Annotated in this window: 15 protein-coding genes and 3 pseudogenes; 6 read left to right on the top strand and 12 right to left on the bottom strand. The window is 63.3% G+C overall.

Annotated elements, in window-relative coordinates; translation table 11 throughout:
• The 3 genes and pseudogenes from BLX41_RS15415 to BLX41_RS15425 form a co-directional block, all read right to left on the bottom strand.
• Positions 1-908 (bottom strand): beta-propeller fold lactonase family protein (locus BLX41_RS15415; RefSeq protein ID WP_259744932.1); only part of this gene is annotated, 908 nt, incomplete at its 3' end.
• A 100-nt stretch (positions 909-1,008) separates the two neighbouring features.
• A pseudogene (locus BLX41_RS15420) lies at positions 1,009-1,143 on the bottom strand (diguanylate cyclase); the annotation flags it as partial.
• A 3-nt stretch (positions 1,144-1,146) separates the two neighbouring features.
• Positions 1,147-1,329: pseudogene (locus BLX41_RS15425) on the bottom strand (response regulator); the annotation flags it as partial.
• 645 nt (positions 1,330-1,974) lie between these two features.
• Here BLX41_RS15425 and BLX41_RS15430 point away from each other — a divergent pair.
• Positions 1,975-2,511 carry a DUF4174 domain-containing protein gene (locus BLX41_RS15430; RefSeq protein ID WP_123725602.1) on the top strand — a complete coding sequence of 179 codons (537 nt, stop codon included), beginning with the start codon at positions 1,975-1,977 and terminating at the stop codon, positions 2,509-2,511.
• Positions 2,512-2,552: 41 nt separating this feature from the next.
• Here the strand turns inward: BLX41_RS15430 and BLX41_RS15435 are convergent, their stop codons facing one another.
• Positions 2,553-3,728 carry an aspartate aminotransferase family protein gene (locus tag BLX41_RS15435; RefSeq protein WP_123725603.1) on the bottom strand — a complete coding sequence of 392 codons (1,176 nt, stop codon included), beginning with the start codon at positions 3,726-3,728 and terminating at the stop codon, positions 2,553-2,555.
• A 102-nt stretch (positions 3,729-3,830) separates the two neighbouring features.
• Between BLX41_RS15435 and BLX41_RS15440 the strand changes: the two genes are divergently transcribed.
• Positions 3,831-4,778, top strand: coding sequence for a LysR family transcriptional regulator (locus BLX41_RS15440; protein WP_123725604.1), 948 nt, complete (start codon positions 3,831-3,833; stop codon positions 4,776-4,778).
• Here the strand turns inward: BLX41_RS15440 and BLX41_RS15445 are convergent.
• Genes BLX41_RS15445 through BLX41_RS15455 form a run of 3 tightly spaced genes read right to left on the bottom strand, consistent with a single transcriptional unit; the run spans position 4,730 to position 6,499 of the window.
• On the bottom strand, positions 4,730-5,236 hold the full coding sequence (locus tag BLX41_RS15445; protein ID WP_123725605.1) for an NUDIX hydrolase: 507 nt from the start codon (positions 5,234-5,236) through the stop codon (positions 4,730-4,732). The genes BLX41_RS15440 and BLX41_RS15445 overlap by 49 nt on opposite strands.
• Positions 5,237-5,244: 8 nt before the next feature.
• A complete protein-coding gene (locus tag BLX41_RS15450; RefSeq protein ID WP_123725606.1) occupies positions 5,245-5,952 on the bottom strand; it encodes an NUDIX hydrolase in 708 nt (235 codons plus the stop codon).
• Position 5,953: 1 nt separating this feature from the next.
• Positions 5,954-6,499, bottom strand: a complete 546-nt coding sequence (locus tag BLX41_RS15455) for an adenylyltransferase/cytidyltransferase family protein (RefSeq protein WP_123725607.1) — start codon at positions 6,497-6,499, stop codon at positions 5,954-5,956.
• 183 nt (positions 6,500-6,682) lie between these two features.
• Here BLX41_RS15455 and BLX41_RS15460 point away from each other — a divergent pair, with 183 nt between their 5' ends.
• Genes BLX41_RS15460 through nadE form a run of 3 tightly spaced genes read left to right on the top strand, consistent with a single transcriptional unit; the run spans position 6,683 to position 9,410 of the window.
• On the top strand, positions 6,683-7,330 hold the full coding sequence (locus BLX41_RS15460) for an isochorismatase family protein (protein WP_123725608.1): 648 nt from the start codon (positions 6,683-6,685) through the stop codon (positions 7,328-7,330).
• A gap of 9 nt (positions 7,331-7,339) precedes the next feature.
• Positions 7,340-8,569 carry a nicotinate phosphoribosyltransferase gene (gene pncB, locus BLX41_RS15465; RefSeq protein WP_123725609.1) on the top strand — a complete coding sequence of 410 codons (1,230 nt, stop codon included), beginning with the start codon at positions 7,340-7,342 and terminating at the stop codon, positions 8,567-8,569.
• A gap of 1 nt (position 8,570) precedes the next feature.
• Complete coding sequence (gene nadE / locus BLX41_RS15470; protein ID WP_123725610.1) at positions 8,571-9,410, top strand: ammonia-dependent NAD(+) synthetase; 840 nt, start codon at positions 8,571-8,573, stop codon at positions 9,408-9,410.
• Between the two features lie 205 nt (positions 9,411-9,615).
• Here the strand turns inward: nadE and BLX41_RS15475 are convergent, their stop codons facing one another.
• The 4 genes and pseudogenes from BLX41_RS15475 to BLX41_RS15490 form a co-directional block, all read right to left on the bottom strand.
• Positions 9,616-10,062, bottom strand: a complete 447-nt coding sequence (locus BLX41_RS15475) for a hypothetical protein (RefSeq protein ID WP_259744933.1) — start codon at positions 10,060-10,062, stop codon at positions 9,616-9,618.
• A 122-nt stretch (positions 10,063-10,184) separates the two neighbouring features.
• Positions 10,185-10,556 (bottom strand): annotated as a pseudogene (locus tag BLX41_RS15480) (GFA family protein); the annotation flags it as partial.
• A gap of 104 nt (positions 10,557-10,660) precedes the next feature.
• Entirely contained in the window at positions 10,661-12,043 is a 1,383-nt protein-coding gene (locus BLX41_RS15485) for an amidohydrolase family protein (protein ID WP_123725612.1), read from the bottom strand.
• Between the two features lie 46 nt (positions 12,044-12,089).
• Positions 12,090-13,460 (bottom strand): nucleobase:cation symporter-2 family protein, encoded by a 1,371-nt coding sequence (locus BLX41_RS15490; protein ID WP_123725613.1) that lies wholly within the window; start codon positions 13,458-13,460, stop codon positions 12,090-12,092.
• A gap of 137 nt (positions 13,461-13,597) precedes the next feature.
• Between BLX41_RS15490 and BLX41_RS15495 the strand changes: the two genes are divergently transcribed.
• Positions 13,598-14,518: a LysR family transcriptional regulator gene (locus BLX41_RS15495; RefSeq protein WP_123725614.1), complete on the top strand. Its 921-nt coding sequence runs from the start codon at positions 13,598-13,600 to the stop codon at positions 14,516-14,518.
• Positions 14,519-14,541: 23 nt separating this feature from the next.
• On the opposite strand, the gene BLX41_RS15500 is transcribed toward BLX41_RS15495, so the two are convergent.
• Positions 14,542-15,582, bottom strand: a 1,041-nt coding sequence (locus BLX41_RS15500; protein WP_123725689.1) for a DUF2628 domain-containing protein, incomplete at its 5' end; no start/stop codon positions are given.

The following is a 15,582-nucleotide window of genomic DNA, read 5'->3' on the forward strand; positions in this document are numbered from 1 at the left end:
AGCAGGCGGTCGCCGCGCTGGTTGAAGTGAGCGAAGTGCGGGTACTCGCTGGCGGGGCCGATCTGCGCGACTTGCTGCAACCTTGCATCGAACACCAGGTGCATCCCGCTTTGCTCGCCCACGGCGATCCACTGGCCATCGGGCGACACCGCGCCATGTTCCATGCTCAGGCCAATGCTCAGGTCCTCGGCGGCGACGCCGTCGGCCAGGTCCTGCTGGATGTCCTCAAGGCTGCGCAGCAGGCGGGTGGCGCCATCGGCAGCCAGGACGAAGATGCCGTCGGCACTCACCAGCAGCACCCGGCGCCCGTCGGGGAAAGGGATCAGGCTGGTGGGAGAGGGGCGTCCGGTGTCTTCAAGCTCCAGGCCTGCAGGCAGGTCGGCGTGAGGGGCGGGCCAGGGAAAGCTCGCCACCTGAGGCCCGTTCCAGCCGTCGCTGACCTGGATGCCATCGGCCCGGCCCCAGGCGAAGTAACGCCGCTGCGGGCACATGCCGAAGCACTCCACCTGCTCCAGGGTCTGGATCCGCGCGTCGTCGATATGCACCACGAAGCCGGCCTCGTAGGGCGCGCCGATGCGTGCCAGCAGGCTGCCGTCCGGCAACAGGGCCAGGGCGGGAATCATCCGCCCCTGGCTTTCCAGGCGCGGCGACAGGGGGAAGTGTGCCGGTGGCCAGTCCTGGCGAAAGGCCTGGCGCTGCGCCGCGTCGTAGGGGCCTTGGTTGCTCGCTTGCAGAGCCGCCTGCCAGTCCTCCAACAGATGCTCGGTATCGGGCATGTTCGGCTCCTTCAAGCCCTTCCAGCCCTCGCGGGTGCCGGTTTCGACATAGTGGTTGATGTCGCGGGCATAGGTCAGCACGGCTTGCTGCCATTGCTGTTGCGGGGAGAGCTTCGAATTCGACTGGGACATGCGCGCAGGACTCCTTGTGGCGCTGGAAAAGGCGTAACAGACCGGGGATGGACCGGAAAAGCGCGCAGTTTATCCCTTGGAGGCGGTTTTTTTACAAGCTTCCCCAACGTCTCTCCATAAAGCTGTTCCACACCTGGACCCGGCATTCGAGGTCGAGCACGACGATCCCCGCATCGATGCTCTGGACCACCGCCAGCAACCAGTGCTGCTCACTGAAATCCATTCGTTTGGGCATGGCTCAATTCTTCAGGTAGGCGAGTTTCTGTTCCAGTAAGGCCATGGAGCCCTCGGTGAACAACAGCAACAGGTCGAAGTGGATGTTCTGTTCTTCCAGGCTGTAGCTGATCTCCACCGCTTGGGGCCTGTTCCAGTGTTGCTGGTTGAGCATGATCAACTCGTCGATGGTGGTGTGTTCGCCCAGCCCCCGGCGCAGGGCCTCCAGGCCTGGGTCACGGACACCCGCCATTCTAGTTCGGTCGGCAATGGAAGAATAAGCAGGTGTTCATTGTGTTAGTTGTTAAAGATCATTGTTCAGTGCATTCAATTGCAGAGCGACTTGCAACTTTCGACTGATATCGGTCTGTGTCCTGATGCGTTGTTCCGTTTGTATTGATGGGTGAATTCAGCGAGATGCCGGAGGGGCGAAAGTCCCGAAATAGAAAGGCTTGTGCATGCTCAATGGATGGTTTTTCCTATTTTCTGACGTTTGAAAGATGACACTTTGCAGGCAACTTTAAAGTTCTGCCGTTCGATACGGTTGATGTACGAGTCGGTCAGGGAGATTTATATAAAAGATGGCATATTCTGGTGCCGGGGGGAGGGGTGGAAGTTTCGGGGGAACCTCTGCTTCGATATTCCGTACAGCCCGCTTATATGCAACAAAACCTTACCGTGGAATGCACTTCGATGACCGCTGAAACCCTGTATCCCTTGTTTTCCACCGCCTTTGGACCGCGACGCGCAGGCTCGGCCAGCCGGACAGAAAAATGTCAGATTTTGAGTCCCGGCCTGGACCTTTTCCCGCAATGCGCAATCATTACTGCGTGGAAAACATAAGGAGAGACGCATGTTCATTCGGTCATTGACCTTCGCTACTCTGCTCGCTGTCGCCGGCCCGCTCCTGGCGGCCGACAACGACGGCCCATTGGCTCAGGACCTGGGCAAGTCACGGCCATTGATCGTGATTGCCCCCAGCACCGTGGACCCGACCCTGGTGAGCCTGAAGAAGTCCCTGGAGGAGCCGGCAACCCGTCAGGCCTTCAACGAACGCAACATGGTCCTGTATACGGTGATCAACACCATCGGCCAGCGCGATGGCAAGGACATCGACCCGCAATCCACCATGGCCCTGATCCGCAGCCTCAAGCTGGGGGCGGGGGCCCAGACCAAGGTGATCCTGGTGGGCAAGGACGGCGAGAAGAAGCTGGAGCATTCCGGGGCCATCGAGCTCAAGGAAGTCTTCGGCGCTGTCGACCAGTTGCCGGCGGCGGAGAAGCAGGCCGCGGCGCCGACACCGGCGCCTGAACCGGAAGCGAAACCGGCCAACGCCAAGGCCGGTAAAGCGGCCAAGCCCGCCGCGCCGCCCAAGGCCCTGGACGACTGACCCTGTGGCCGGGGCGGGTCCAGGCCGCGCCCCACTGCCGCTCAAAGGTCTTTGAGCATCCGGCACAGGCCCTGAACGATCATCTCCACTTCAACCTCATCGATCACCAGTGGCGGCAGCAGGCGAATGGTCTTGCCCCGGGTGACATTGATCAGCAAGCCGTGATCCCTCGCAGCGATCTGCACCAGGTCCCGAGGCATGTGCCGCAGTTCGATGCCGATCATCAGCCCCAGCCCCCGAATCTCCAGCACTTGGGCGTGCCCCTTCAATGTTTCCCGCAACCGCTGCAAGAGCAGTGCTCCCTGGCGCTGGGCATTGGCCAGCAGGCCCTGCTCCTCGATGATCTCCAGCACTGTGCAGGCCGCTCGACAGGCCAGCGGGTTGCCGCCAAAGGTGCTGCCGTGGCTACCCGGGGTGAAGAGTTGTGCGGCCTTGCCCCGGGCCAGGCAGGCACCGATGGGAATGCCGTTGCCCAGCCCCTTGGCCAGGGTCATCACATCCGGCACCACACCTTCGTGCTGGCAGGCGAACCAGCGCCCGCTGCGGCCGATGCCGCTCTGGATCTCGTCCAGCATCAGTAGCCAGTTGCGCCGGGTGCAGAGTTCACGCAGCGCCTTGAGGTAGCCCGCGGGTGCCAGCCGGATACCGCTCTCGCCCTGGATCGGCTCCATCAGCACGGCACAGATGCGCGGGCCGTATTCGGCAATGTTCGATTCCAGCGCTGCCAGATCGCCGAAGGGCACCTTGAGAAAATCCCCCGGCAGGATGCCGTAGCCCAGGCGTACTGCAGGTCCGTCGCTGGCCGACAGGGTACCCAGGGTGCGGCCGTGGAAGGCGTTCTCCATGACCACCACCAGGGGGTGCTCGATGCCCTTGTACCAGCCATGGAGTCGCGCCAGTTTAAGCGCGGTTTCGTTGGCCTCGGCTCCCGAGTTGTTGAAGAAGGCGCAATCCATCCCGGCCAGTCCGGTCAGTTTGGCCGCCAGTTGCTGTTGCCAGTGGATGTCATACAGGTTGGAGCTGTGCAGCAGCAGTCCGGCCTGCTCGCTGATGGCCTGCACCAGCTTGGGGTGGGAATGGCCGATACCGGTCACCGCGACTCCGGCGATGGCGTCCAGGTATTCGCGGCCGGCCTGGTCCCAGAGGCGGGTACCCAGGCCCTTGTTGAAGTTCAGGGGCAGGGGCTGGTAGGTGCTCATCAGGCAGGCGGCACTCATCGCGGGTCACTCCATCTCGGGGGGTTGTGTCGTCAGTATCGTTAGCCACTAAAGCTAGATAAACTCGCCATTTCTTTAATCATCTTGAAGTCAGGGTTGATAATGGATCTGTTCCAGGCGATGTCGGTGTACGTCAAGGTGGTGGAGGCGGGAAACATGACTGCCGCTGCCCGGGAGTGCGGCATGTCCACCACCATGGTGGGCAATCACCTGCGGGCCCTGGAGCAGCGCCTGGGGGTGCGCCTGCTCAATCGCACCACGCGACGCCAGCGCCTTACCGAGTTCGGCACCGAGTACTACCAGCGTTGCCTGGCGGTGCTGGGCCTGGTGGCGGACTCCGAGCGCCTGGCGGAGCAGGCCCAGGGTGAGCCCTCCGGCACCTTGCGCATTACCGCGCCGCTGACTTTCGGCACCGAACGTCTGGCGCCGGCCTTGAACGAGTTCCGGCAGCGCTGCCCCCAGGTCAAGGTGGAACTGACCCTGGCCAACCAGCGTTTTGATTTGACTGACGGCACCTTCGACGTGGCCGTGCGCCTGGGCAATCTGGACAACTCATCGCTGATTGCCCGGCCGCTGCAGGATTACACCCTGACCATCTGCGCCGCTCCGGAGTACCTGGAGCGTTGTGGCACCCCGCAGGTTCCCGAAGACCTGCAGCAGCACAACTGCCTGGCATTTGCCTACCCGGCCGGTGACGAGTGGAGCTCCACCGCCACGCAATGGCCGTTGCGCGGGCCCGAGGGGGATGTGCAGGTTCCGGTGTCCGGCTCGCTGCTGACCAACACCTCGTCCGGCCTGCACCGGGCGGCGCGGGGTGGACTGGGGCTGGTGATGATGCCCGATGCGCTGGTGGAGGAAGACCTGCAGCAGGGCCGGCTGGTGCCGGTGCTGCAGGACTATCAGTTGCCCTTTCGGACGATGCATCTGCTCTACGCCCAGGATCGCTATCGCTTGCCCAAGCTGCGCAGCTTTGTCGACTTCGCCCTGGAGAAGTGGGGGCGTCAGGCCGACTCGCTGGCCAGCAGCAGCATCGCCGCCGACAGCGTGTGACCGTCGGTGATCTGGCCGGCGGCGATCATTGCCAGCAACTCCTGGCGGCTGACCCACAGCACATGGTCCACCTCGCCATCGGTGGCGGCGGTCTGCTGTTCGGCGATCTCGACCTGACACACCGCCACCGCGCTGGCAATCAGCGAGGTGTTGCTGTGCAGCAAGCCCAGTTGGCGGACTTGTGATGCCTGCCAGCCGGTCTCTTCCAGCAGTTCCCGGGCCGCCGCGTCACAGGCGCTTTCCCCGGCATCGATGGCGCCCCGGGGAAACTCGATGGACTGGCCGCCAATGGCCCGGCGTTTGAGGTCCACCAGCATCAGCCGGCCATCGGCCAGGGTCGGTACGGCCACCACGCCGTTCACCGCCTGGGCTTCCTTGATGATGAAGTAGCCGTTTTCGCGGACCACCTTGAAGTACGGGGTTTGCAGCAGGCACTGGCTTTCGGTGACGGAACTCATGGGCGGCATTACTCCAGAAAACAACGATCGAACAGGTACAACTCGGTGGGCTTGAGGGTTTCCACTGTGGCTTGAGGGCGGCCGCCATCCCCGCTTTTCTTGCGTCCGGTTTCCTGCAAGTAGCCGGCTTCGCTCATCTTCAGCAGGCGCTGGCGGATGCTGGTCTTGAGCACCGGGCGTTGCAGCACCAGGGAGAAGATGCTCACCGCCTCCGGGGCGCTGAACTCGTTGCCGAGAAACATCAGCGGCAGGCTGCTGTACAGGGATTTGGAAAACAGCCGCTCCTGTACCTGGGCCACCAGGTTGTTGTGGTCGAAGGGCAGCTTGAAGGCGCCGCTGGCCACCTCGCCGAGGGCAAAGAAACCCTGTTGCGGGCCAGGCTGCACCGGGTCGCTGACGATCCCCAGGTAGAAGGTCGAGGACGACCAGCAGCGCGGGTCGCGAAAGGCGTCGCCGACGGTGCCCACCTGTTCCAGCCAGGCCAGGGGCATGTCCACTTTGCTTGAACGGCGCAGGCGTTCCACCGCGTCATTCAGGCTGCGGTCCTCGACATCGCCGTTGACCACGATGCCCGGCAGCGCCCAGTGCCCGGTGAAAGGCTCGCTGTCGCGTTGGTGGAGAAGGATTTCCAGCTCGCAGCGCTCGCGGTTGTAGCGCAGCAGGCACAGGTCGATGGTGTGCAGGTAGGCACTGGGGAGGGTGGTGCGGTCGTGCATATCAACTTCCGTGGACGGCGTAGAGGCCGTAGTTTAGCGGATTCATGCCCGGTGCCAGCCATTGGCTGGGCGGTGTTTCGCCCCGGGCCAGGCACTGGCGCAATACGCTGCTGCGCACTCCGGGCTGCTCCTCGATGCAGAGGATGGAAAAGCGTTGCAGCAGTTCCTCGCCGCGGTGGAACCTGGGCAACCGACGAGCGACGTCTTCACCCACCACCAGGGCGATGCGTTTGCCGTCCAGGGCCAGGTCGTCCGCCAGGCGCTGCAACAGGGTGAAGCTGTAGACCGGGCCCGGGTCGGCCAGGGCCAGTTGCCGTTCCAGGCGGCTGACCGCCAGCTCGGCGTCGCACTCGGGCTGCAGGTGCGCGGTGATTGCCTGCAACCAGCTGCTGCGCTGCTCGAAGTCGGCCATGCGCTTGCCATCCGGGTGGCGAAAGCTCGGGACTACCAGTACCCGGCGGGCGTGGCGAGCGGCTTCGAGCATCACCTGGGCGTGTCCGGCGTGGGGCGGGTTGAAGGCGCCGCCATAGAGGGCCAGTTCAAACATCTGCTTTTCCTCGGTTGGTACATGACATGTACCTTAGCATCGCTTTTGTCGGCGGAGAATCACCTTTTTCACCTTGTTTGTGCATATTGTTTGAAGTTCATTTGAGAAAAATAAAATTCACAGGGGCTTGCCATGAAAGTACATGACATGTACTTTGTGCTCCATGCAGAGGAGAGACCCAGCATGAACAGCCAAACGATGAAGACCGCTTCCTTCGATGTCGATGCACAAAAGAGCTTTACCCCGCTGTGCCCGGACGAGTTGCCCGTGATCGAAGGCGATCGCATCGGCGGCGAGCTGAATTTCATGGCGACCCTGGCCAGCCTGCGCATCGGCAGCAAGGACGCCCACAGCCCCCAGGCTCCATGGGTGGTGGCCGGGCACGACCAGATGCTCCAGCCCACCGGCCTGGAACACGCCGACCTGACCTGGGTCAGTCACTGCGTGCCGGGCACCGAGGGCTTCACCCTGCTTGACGAGCTGCCCACGCCGTACGACTACGACTACTTCGTGTGGAAGGGCGTGGAGCCTGACCTGCACCCCTATGGCGCCTGTTACCACGACCTGCACGGCAAGCTCTCCACCGGCGCCATCGAGTACCTCAACAGCCAGGGCGTGGAGCAGGTCATCGTCGGCGGCCTGGCCCTGGATTTCTGCGTCAAGACCACCGCCCTGCAACTGGCCGCCGCCGGCTTCAAGGTGATCATTCACCTGCCGGCCTGTCGCGCCATCAGCGCCGAGGGTGCTACCCAGGCGATCGACGACATGCAACGAGCGGGCATCGCGGTTGCCGCGACCCGCGAAGAAACCGCCAGACTGGCCAAGGCTTGAGGAGTCATCATGGAAAGTGCATTCGACCGTAACAACGGCGTGATTCAGAGCCTGCTGGACACCGACTACTACACCTTCACCATGATGCAGGCGGTGCTGCACCAGCACCCCAATGTCGATGTGGAATACCAGTTCATCGTTCGCTCCAAAGAGTCCCTGGTGCATCTGATCCCCGAGATCCGCCAGGAACTGGAAAAGCTCGCCGGCCTGCAGATGCGCGAAGGCGAACAGCGCTTTTTGTTCAACAAGCGTTTTCGTGAATACCTGACCCCGGACTTCGAGCAGTTCCTCGGCCTGTTCCGCTTCAACCTGCGCTACATCCACGTGGCGGCGGTCGACGGCCAACTGAGCATCCGCGTCCGCGGCCCGATGCTGCACTGCATCATGTTCGAACAACCGGTGCTGGCCATGGTCAGCGAGTTGCGCAACCGCGATAAGTACCCCGAGGTGGAGCTTGAGGATGTCACTCGCCGGCTCTACCAGAAGTTTGAATGGCTGGAGAAACACGCCAGTCGCGACGAGCTTGCCGAGTTCCGCGTCTCGGATTTTTCCACCCGCCGGCGCCTGTCGTTCAAGGCCCAGCGCGAAGTGGTGAAGATCATGCGCAGCGATTTCCCCGGGGTCTTCGTCGGCACCAGCAATGCGCACCTGGCCTACGAGTTCGACCTGCCGCTGATCGGCACCATGGCCCACCAGTGGTTGATGGTGCACCAGCAACTGGGGCGGCTGCGCGAGAGCCAGAATGCGGCCCTGGAGAATTGGGTGCACGAGTATCGCGGACGCCTGGGCATTGCCCTGACCGACTGCATCAGCACCGACTTTTTCCTCAAGGATTTCGACCTGTACTTCGCCAAGCTCTACGACGGCCTGCGCCAGGACTCCGGGGACCCGATCCTCTGGGCCGACAAGGTCCTGGCCCGCTACCGCGAACTGGGCATCGATCCACGGACCAAGGACCTGATGTTCTCCGATGGCCTGAACTTCGAGAAATGCCTGCCGATCCTGCGCCACGTGCGCGGCCAGGCCAGGTTCGGTTTCGGCATGGGCACCAGCCTGGCCTGCGATGTCGAAGGCGTCGAGCCGCTGAGCATCGTGATGAAGCTGGTGCGAGTCCACGGTGAACCGGTGGTGAAGTTCTCCGACGACCCGATCAAGAACGTCTGTGAAGACCCGTCGTTCCTGCGCTATGCGGCTCAGGTGTTCAACGTCGATCTTGCCCACTCGCCCCTGGAGGCCTGACATGAGCAACCCAACCCAAGAACGTATCGCCCGGGAACTGGGCATCGACCGGCAACTGGTGCGTGGGGGCGAAGCCCTGGAAATCGCCCGGCGAGTGGCGTTCATCCAGCACGTGCTGCGCGAGTCCGGCTGCACGACCCTGGTGCTGGGCATCAGTGGCGGAGTCGACTCCCTGACGGCCGGTCGCCTGTGCCAACTGGCGGTGGAGCAACTGCGCGGGGCAGGGCAGCAGGCGCGATTTATCGCCATGCGCCTGCCCTATAAAAGCCAGGCGGATGAAAGCGATGCCCAGGCGTCCCTGGACTTCATTCGCCCGGACAGCGTCAGCACCTGCAACATTGCCGACAGCGTCGATGGAATGATGAATCAGCTAAGGATCGAAGGCTTGCAACCCTCGGCGGCCCTCAGCGATTTCGCCAAGGGCAACGTCAAGGCCCGGGCGCGGATGATCGCGCAGTACGCCGTGGCCAACTTCAGCAACGGCCTGGTGGTGGGCACCGACCATGGCGCCGAGGCCCTGATGGGCTTCTTCACCAAGTACGGCGACGGTGCCTGCGACCTGGCCCCGCTGTCGGGCCTGACCAAGACCCAGGTACGCCTGCTGGCCGACGCCCTTGGCGCTCCAGGCCAACTGGTGCACAAGGCGCCTACGGCGGACCTTGAGGAACTGGCTCCGGGCAAGCTGGATGAAACCGCCTACGGCTGCAGCTACGAAGAAATCGATGCTTACCTGATGGGCCAAGCGGTGCCCGATAACGTGCGGCAACTGATTGAAAGCGCCTACCGGCGCACCGCCCACAAACGCGCCTTGCCCCGCAGTCCGGTAGACACGGCGCTTTAGGAACGGGCGGGTGTCGTCTGCCGGATAGCCATCTGCTACAGGCCGTGCTGTAACTAATCCCGTAGGAGCCAGCTTGCTGGCGAAGGTGCCCGCATGATCGCCTTCGCCGGCAAGCCGGCTCCTACGGGATCGCGCCGTGCCGATCAGCGCAGCAACTGGCTGGCCAGCGAAAGGCCCCAGCCAACCACCGCCGGCCTTCGGTTGTTCAATCCGGCCATTTGCGCAACGCCGCTCGGCAATCTTCGGTCAACACTGGCATATGCTCGCGCACTTCGGACCAACCCAGCAGCGCCAGGGCTTCACGGGCACCTTCGCGCACTGGCTGCCATTGCGGGTGCTTGAAGCCGTTGTCTTCCAGGGTTATTCCGTAAGCCTCCCGGCACAGCGCTTCACAGTCGCGCAACAGTGTCTGCAAGTGCGACAGCAGATGCCGCGCCAGATTGGCCGGAAAATGCTTCACGAAGCCGTCCAGATACTCCAGGTAGTCGGACCACAGGTTGCACTCGGCGCAGCAGCCGATTTCCTCTCGTTGCCGTCCGGCTTCCAGGGCGAGGAACTCCAGAGCCACGCCCAGCTCTCCCAGCAGGATGATTTTTCGATACTCATCCTTGGCCGTACCAGGTCCAGATATTCGAGGCGAGGGCGGTGTCATGGTGTGCTGGTGTTTCACTCATGCAGTGGGCCTTTGTATTGAGTTCGCACAGCGTTGTCCCGAGCCTGTTCAGCTTCTGGAACAACGTTTTTTTGCACGGCGTTGAGCGGGGGCGGCGACATAGGTTGCCAGCCGTCTGGCCAGCGATCGCTGAACGCATGGCTGGCCGGCATCAGGGCCGGGTCGCGGTTGTCATCGAAGCAGCCCAGCAGCAGGGCAAGGGTCGGCTCGTCATCGACAGCCCCCAGCGTGCTGCCGCATTCCCGGCAAAAGGCCCGGCTCGAATAGTCCGATGACCTGAAGGTCGCCGGTGCGCCGCCAGGGCCGGTCCAGGTCACCCGTTCCCGGGGGAACTCGACCCATGCCAGCGTCAACGCGCCACTGTGGCGCTGGCACAGTTTGCACGAGCAGGTATGGGGATTGGCGGCAGGTCCCCGGGCCTCGAAGCGAATCTGCCCGCACAGGCAGCCGCCCTGGTAGATCACTGCGGTCATCGCGGTTTTCCTTGGCGCGTTGAGAAAAATGCAGGGGCGACTCTAGCATGCCGCCTGCCTGGGTGGAGTGCGCCTGATGCGGGCCTGCAAGGGGCAACTATGGCTTATTCGCGGTCAGCCCGGTCCAGGGCATTGACCGCTGCGCCGGCCTGGTCCAGCCAGTGTTGGCGGCGGGCGAACAGCCGAGGCGCAGCCTGGTTGACCTCGGTGATCACCGCATCCAGATCGAGGTGTTGCAACTGCCCGTGCTCCACCAGCACGCGACCGGCCACCATGGTCATTTCCACATCCGCTCCCTGTACGGCATGCACCAGGTTGTGGTGAACATTGGCCAGGGGGCCGCGAGTGATCAAGGGGGTCATGCGCGGGGTGTTGGTCCGGATCGCAATCATGTCGGCGGCCTTGCCCGCTTCCAGGGAGCCGATCTGCTTATCCATGCCCAGGGCCCGGGCGCCATCGATGGTGGCCATGCGGCATACGGACCAGGCGTCCAGGGCCGCAGCGTCCAGGCGTGAGAACTTGGCCAGCAGCGAGGACACTTTCATCTCTTCGAACAGGTCGAGGTTGTTGTTTTCCTTCTCGCCATCGGTGCCCAGCCCCACTGCGACGCCGGCGGCCAGCAGCTGTTCGATGGGCGCCGCGCCGGAGGCCAGCTTCATATTGCTCACCGGGTTGTGGGCCACGCCGATGTTGCGTTGCGCCATCAGGCCGATTTCATCGTCATCCAGCCACACGCAGTGGGCCAGCAGCACCTGGGGGGCGTCCAGCAGGCCGAATTTCTCCAGGGCTCGCAACGGTCGCACGCCATGGCGACGCAGAGTTTCCTCGACATCGAAGCGGCTTTCATTGCTGTGGGTGTGAAAGCCCACCTGATGGGTCCGGCACAGGTCGGCGATACGTTGCCAGGCCTGGGGCCGGGCGTAGAACAGGTGCTCCAGGCCGACCCAGACGCTGATCCGTCCGCCGGCGCCCTGGTGCCAGCGTTGGATCAGTGCTTCGTTGCTGTCCAGGGTCTCGAAGTAGTCATGGTCCGGGTGTTCGGCGACATAGGGCACCAGGACCGCGCGGATTCCCAATTCATTGGCAGCCTCGGCGCTGCCATGCATGTAGCGCCACATGTCGACCACCGTGGTGGTGCCCGACAGCAGTGCCTCGCTGTAGCACAGCATGGACGCCAGGCGGGCTTCCTCAGGTAGCAGCACCCGGTGCATGGGGTCGATGTACTGTTGCAGCCAGTCCCAGACCGGCAAGCCTTCGGCTGTACCCCGCAGGATCCCCGAGTGGCAATGGGTGTTCACCAACCCGGGCATCAGCAGGCAGTCGGTAAGGCGCCGGATGGCCACCGCAGGGTATCGGGCCAGGAGCTCCCGGGCTGGGCCGACCTCGGCAATCAGGCCATCCCTGACCAGCACTGCACCGTCTTCGATCAGGCTGTTGTGGGCGTCCATGGTCAGCACCAGGTCGGCGCGAATCAGTTCACTGGTCATTGTGATCAACCTTTGTTGAGAGAAGATGATGGGCCGTATGCGGGTATCAGTCGCCGAGGGTCGCGCTGTGGGCGGCAGCCGCCTCGGCCGCGTCGTTCCTGCCGAAGCCGTTGAACGCCAGGTTCAGCAGCAGGGCACTGCACACACTCAGGACAATGCCGCTCTCGGTGAACACCCGGCTCCAGGCGGGCAGGTGCTGGAAGTAGCTGGGGGAGACCATCGGGATCATGCCGATGCCGACACTGGTGGCGACCACCAGCAGGTTGTGCCGGGAATGCTCGAAGTCCACCGTGGACAGAATCCTTACCCCCATCAGCGCCACCATGCCGAACATCACCATGCCGGCCGCGCCCAGGACGTATTGCGGCGTGGAGGCAATGATGAACGCCAGTTTGGGAAACAGCCCCAGACCCACCAGGATCAGCGCGCCAGTGATGCACACGTGGCGGCTCCTGACTCCGGTCATGCTCACCAGGCCGATGTTCTGCGAGAAGGAGGTGTAGGGAAAGGCATTGAGCAAGCCACCCATGATGGCTCCGAGCCCGTCGGAACGCAGCCCGCGCACCAGGCGCTCACGGGTGGTGGGGCGCTCCACCATGCGTCCCAGGGCGAGGAACATTCCGGTGGATTCCACCATAGTCACCAGCATCACCAGGCACATCGAGACAATGGCGCTGAGATCAAACTTCGGCAGGCCGAAGGCAAAGGGTCTGATCATCGCGAACCAGGGTGTCTGCTGCAGGCCGTCGAGGTGAATGTCGCCCCGCAGGAAAGCCACCACAAACCCCAGCAGCACCCCCAGGAGCACGGCGATATTGGCGATGAAGCCCCGGGCGAAACGGTTGATGCCGAGGATCAGCAGCAGTTGCAGGAGGGAGATGATCAGATAGGCCGGCTTGCCGTAATCCGGGTTGACGCTGCCGTCGACCATGACCGGGCGGCCGCCGGCGGACCAGTCGATGCCCACCCGCATCAGGCTGATGCCGATCACCAGCAGCACGGTGCCGGTCACCACCGGGGGGAAGAACCGCAGCAGGCGTCCCATGATCGGGGCGAAGAGAATCCCGAAGATGCCGGAAACGATGATTGCGCCGTAAACCCCCGGCAGACCCAGGGAGGGGTTGAGCGCGATGGCGATCATCGGTGTCACCGAAGCGAAGGTCACCCCCATCATCACTGGCAGCCGGATGCCGAAGTAGCGGTTGCCGGTACACTGCACCAGGGTCGCCAGGCCCGCGGCCAGCAGGTCGGCGTTGATGATCAGGGTCAAGTGCTCCTTGGGCAGTTGCAGCGCGGCGCCGAGGATCAGCGGCACTATGATGCAGGCCGAGTACATCACCAATACATGTTGCAGGCCCAGGACTGCGGTCTGTGCCGCAGGCAAATGCTGGTCGACCGGATGCACGCAGTGACTCATGGTCCTCTCCTGATTGTTTTTATCGAGGCTCTGTCGGGTAAGGTACTGTGGCGTTCGTTGGGTGGGGCAGGGCGAACATGCGCCCTGGTGCGGCCGTTGTAAAAACGGGATCTATTGATTTTTTTTATGGTGCGGTCATGAGGTTGTCTCTGGAACAGTTGGCGGCGTTTTGCGCGGTCGCCGATGAGCGCTCCTTTTCTGCGGCGGCGCGCAAGCTCGGCAAGTCCCAGTCGGCGGTGAGCATTTCGGTGGCCAACCTGGAAGTGGATCTGGGCGTCGGCCTGTTCGATCGCAGCCATCGCTATCCGCAACTGACGGCTGAGGGACGGGCGCTGTTGCGCGATGCCCAGGCCATCCTGGGTCAATGCTTCACCATGGAAAGCCGGGCCGGGAGCCTGGCTCGGGAGCTGGAAACCGAGTTACTGATCAGCGTCGATGACGCCATTCCCTACGCCGCCCTTAGCCCGGTGCTGGAAGAGTTTTCCCGGCGCTTCGGCCATGTCGATCTGACGGTCCTGCATCCGTCCCGCCAGGATGCACTGGGCCTGATCGAGGAGCAGCAGGTGGTCCTGGGGCTGATGTGTACCCGGGCCCGCTACCCGAAAAACCTGCTGTTCACGCGCCTGGGCAGTATCACTTTCGCCAATGTGGCCTGCCACGCCCATCCCCTGAGTCAGATGGACAGCGTCGACTTCAATCACCTGAGCAGCTTCCGGCAGTTGGTCTATCTGCCTTTCGAGGATCGCCTGCCCACCGGCGAGTACCTCAATTCGCCCAACCACTGGCGCGTCGAAAGCTACCTGACCCTGATTCACATGCTGCGCGCGGGCCTGGGGTGGGCCACGGTGCCCAGGCAGTTGATGCAGGACCTGAGTCGCCCGGGCGAGCTGGTGGAGTTGCAACTGCAGGCCTATCCCTTCACCGACTGGACTGTGGGTATCGACCTGGTCTGGTCTTCCCTGCGGCGCACCGGCGCGGCCGGCAGCTGGCTGCGTGAGGCGTTGGCGCGCACGCCCATCGATCCGCATCAGACCGCCGCTTCGCCAAAAACCTTGTAGGCTGCCCGAGGCCCGGACGGTGGCTAGAGGACCTTGTCGGGCTCCTGGGGCGGGGATGCCGGAGGCGGTTGACCAAACCCCGGCGCCGCCTCTTCGATCTGTCGCTTGTACGCCACCTTGGCCTGATCGGGGTTGCAGGACTCCAGGGCGTCGACCTGGACAAAGCCCCGGGACAGCACGTTCTTTTCTCGCCACAGGTTGCCAAACGCTCCGAATACCCCGGCGCTGAGCAGCCAGCCCAGGGCGAACCAGTGGTGGCCGGCGCCTGTATCGGGGATCAGCAGGGTCAGGCCCAGGGCCGCCAGGGTGAGGCCGGTCACCCAGTACAGGCCGGCGCAGAACGACCAGAGTAGGGTGAGAAAGCACGCGGCAAAATTGAAACCCAGGGCCACCGCCTCCAGTTCGCCCTGGGGGTTGCGGTAGAGGCGGTACAGGCGTTTCTGCTGCTCCTTGAGGTGCTGTTTGATCCGTCTCTCACGCTTGGCAACCTGGATTTTCTCCTCGGCGCTGAGGTCGCTGTCATCGAAGATTTCCTGGAAGGTTTCTTCCAGCAGGTAATAGCCGGTGTAGTCGCTGGAGCGGCCGGTGAGGTACAGGGCGTCGACGCGATAGCGGCGGTTGAGCTTCAACTGGGTATCACCACTGAAGAAGCTGCTGGCCGAGGTCTGGATGTGCAGGCAATGCTTGCCAAAGCTGTATTCGATATAGGGCTTGCCGGCAGTCCGAACCCGGCGGCGGTCAAAGTAGCCTTCCAGTTGCTCCACCTTCACTCCCGTGACGTCAGCCCTGGGTTGCGCCTGGGCGTTGAGCCACTTGGCGGTGCACCAGCCACCGACCATCAGGCAGAGGAAACCGCACAGGATGACCTTGGCGAACAGCGGGCCATCCAGCAGGCCGATGAGGATGAGGCAGGGGAGCAGCAGGATGCCCGAGAGGACGCAGGTGGTTTCAACATCGGCCTTCCAGGCGCGGGTCAGGTCTTGATTGATACGGTCGATTCTTTCCTGGTCGAGGACTCGGATAACGGCGGTCTCGCTGGGCCCAAGCCTCAGGCTTGGGCGGGG

The sequence above is a fragment of the Pseudomonas protegens genome (assembly GCF_003732485.1).
Classification (GTDB): Bacteria; Pseudomonadota; Gammaproteobacteria; order Pseudomonadales; family Pseudomonadaceae; genus Aquipseudomonas; species Aquipseudomonas protegens_B.

Bases quoted from the DNA above. Each gene is read 5' to 3' on its own strand.
- BLX41_RS15435 (WP_123725603.1), bottom strand. From the start codon at position 3,728: ATGAGTGCCGCCTGCCTGATGAGCACCTACCAGCCCCTGCCCCTGAAC.
- BLX41_RS15455 (WP_123725607.1), bottom strand. From the start codon at position 6,499: ATGTTTGAACTGGCCCTCTATGGCGGCGCCTTCAACCCGCCCCACGCC.
- BLX41_RS15495 (WP_123725614.1), top strand. From the start codon at position 13,598: ATGAGGTTGTCTCTGGAACAGTTGGCGGCGTTTTGCGCGGTCGCCGAT.
- nadE (WP_123725610.1), top strand. From the start codon at position 8,571: ATGAGCAACCCAACCCAAGAACGTATCGCCCGGGAACTGGGCATCGAC.
- BLX41_RS15485 (WP_123725612.1), bottom strand. From the start codon at position 12,043: ATGACCAGTGAACTGATTCGCGCCGACCTGGTGCTGACCATGGACGCC.
- BLX41_RS15475 (WP_259744933.1), bottom strand. From the start codon at position 10,062: ATGACACCGCCCTCGCCTCGAATATCTGGACCTGGTACGGCCAAGGAT.
- BLX41_RS15445 (WP_123725605.1), bottom strand. From the start codon at position 5,236: ATGAGTTCCGTCACCGAAAGCCAGTGCCTGCTGCAAACCCCGTACTTC.
- BLX41_RS15450 (WP_123725606.1), bottom strand. From the start codon at position 5,952: ATGCACGACCGCACCACCCTCCCCAGTGCCTACCTGCACACCATCGAC.
- BLX41_RS15490 (WP_123725613.1), bottom strand. From the start codon at position 13,460: ATGAGTCACTGCGTGCATCCGGTCGACCAGCATTTGCCTGCGGCACAG.
- pncB (WP_123725609.1), top strand. From the start codon at position 7,340: ATGGAAAGTGCATTCGACCGTAACAACGGCGTGATTCAGAGCCTGCTG.
- BLX41_RS15440 (WP_123725604.1), top strand. From the start codon at position 3,831: ATGGATCTGTTCCAGGCGATGTCGGTGTACGTCAAGGTGGTGGAGGCG.
- BLX41_RS15430 (WP_123725602.1), top strand. From the start codon at position 1,975: ATGTTCATTCGGTCATTGACCTTCGCTACTCTGCTCGCTGTCGCCGGC.
- BLX41_RS15460 (WP_123725608.1), top strand. From the start codon at position 6,683: ATGAACAGCCAAACGATGAAGACCGCTTCCTTCGATGTCGATGCACAA.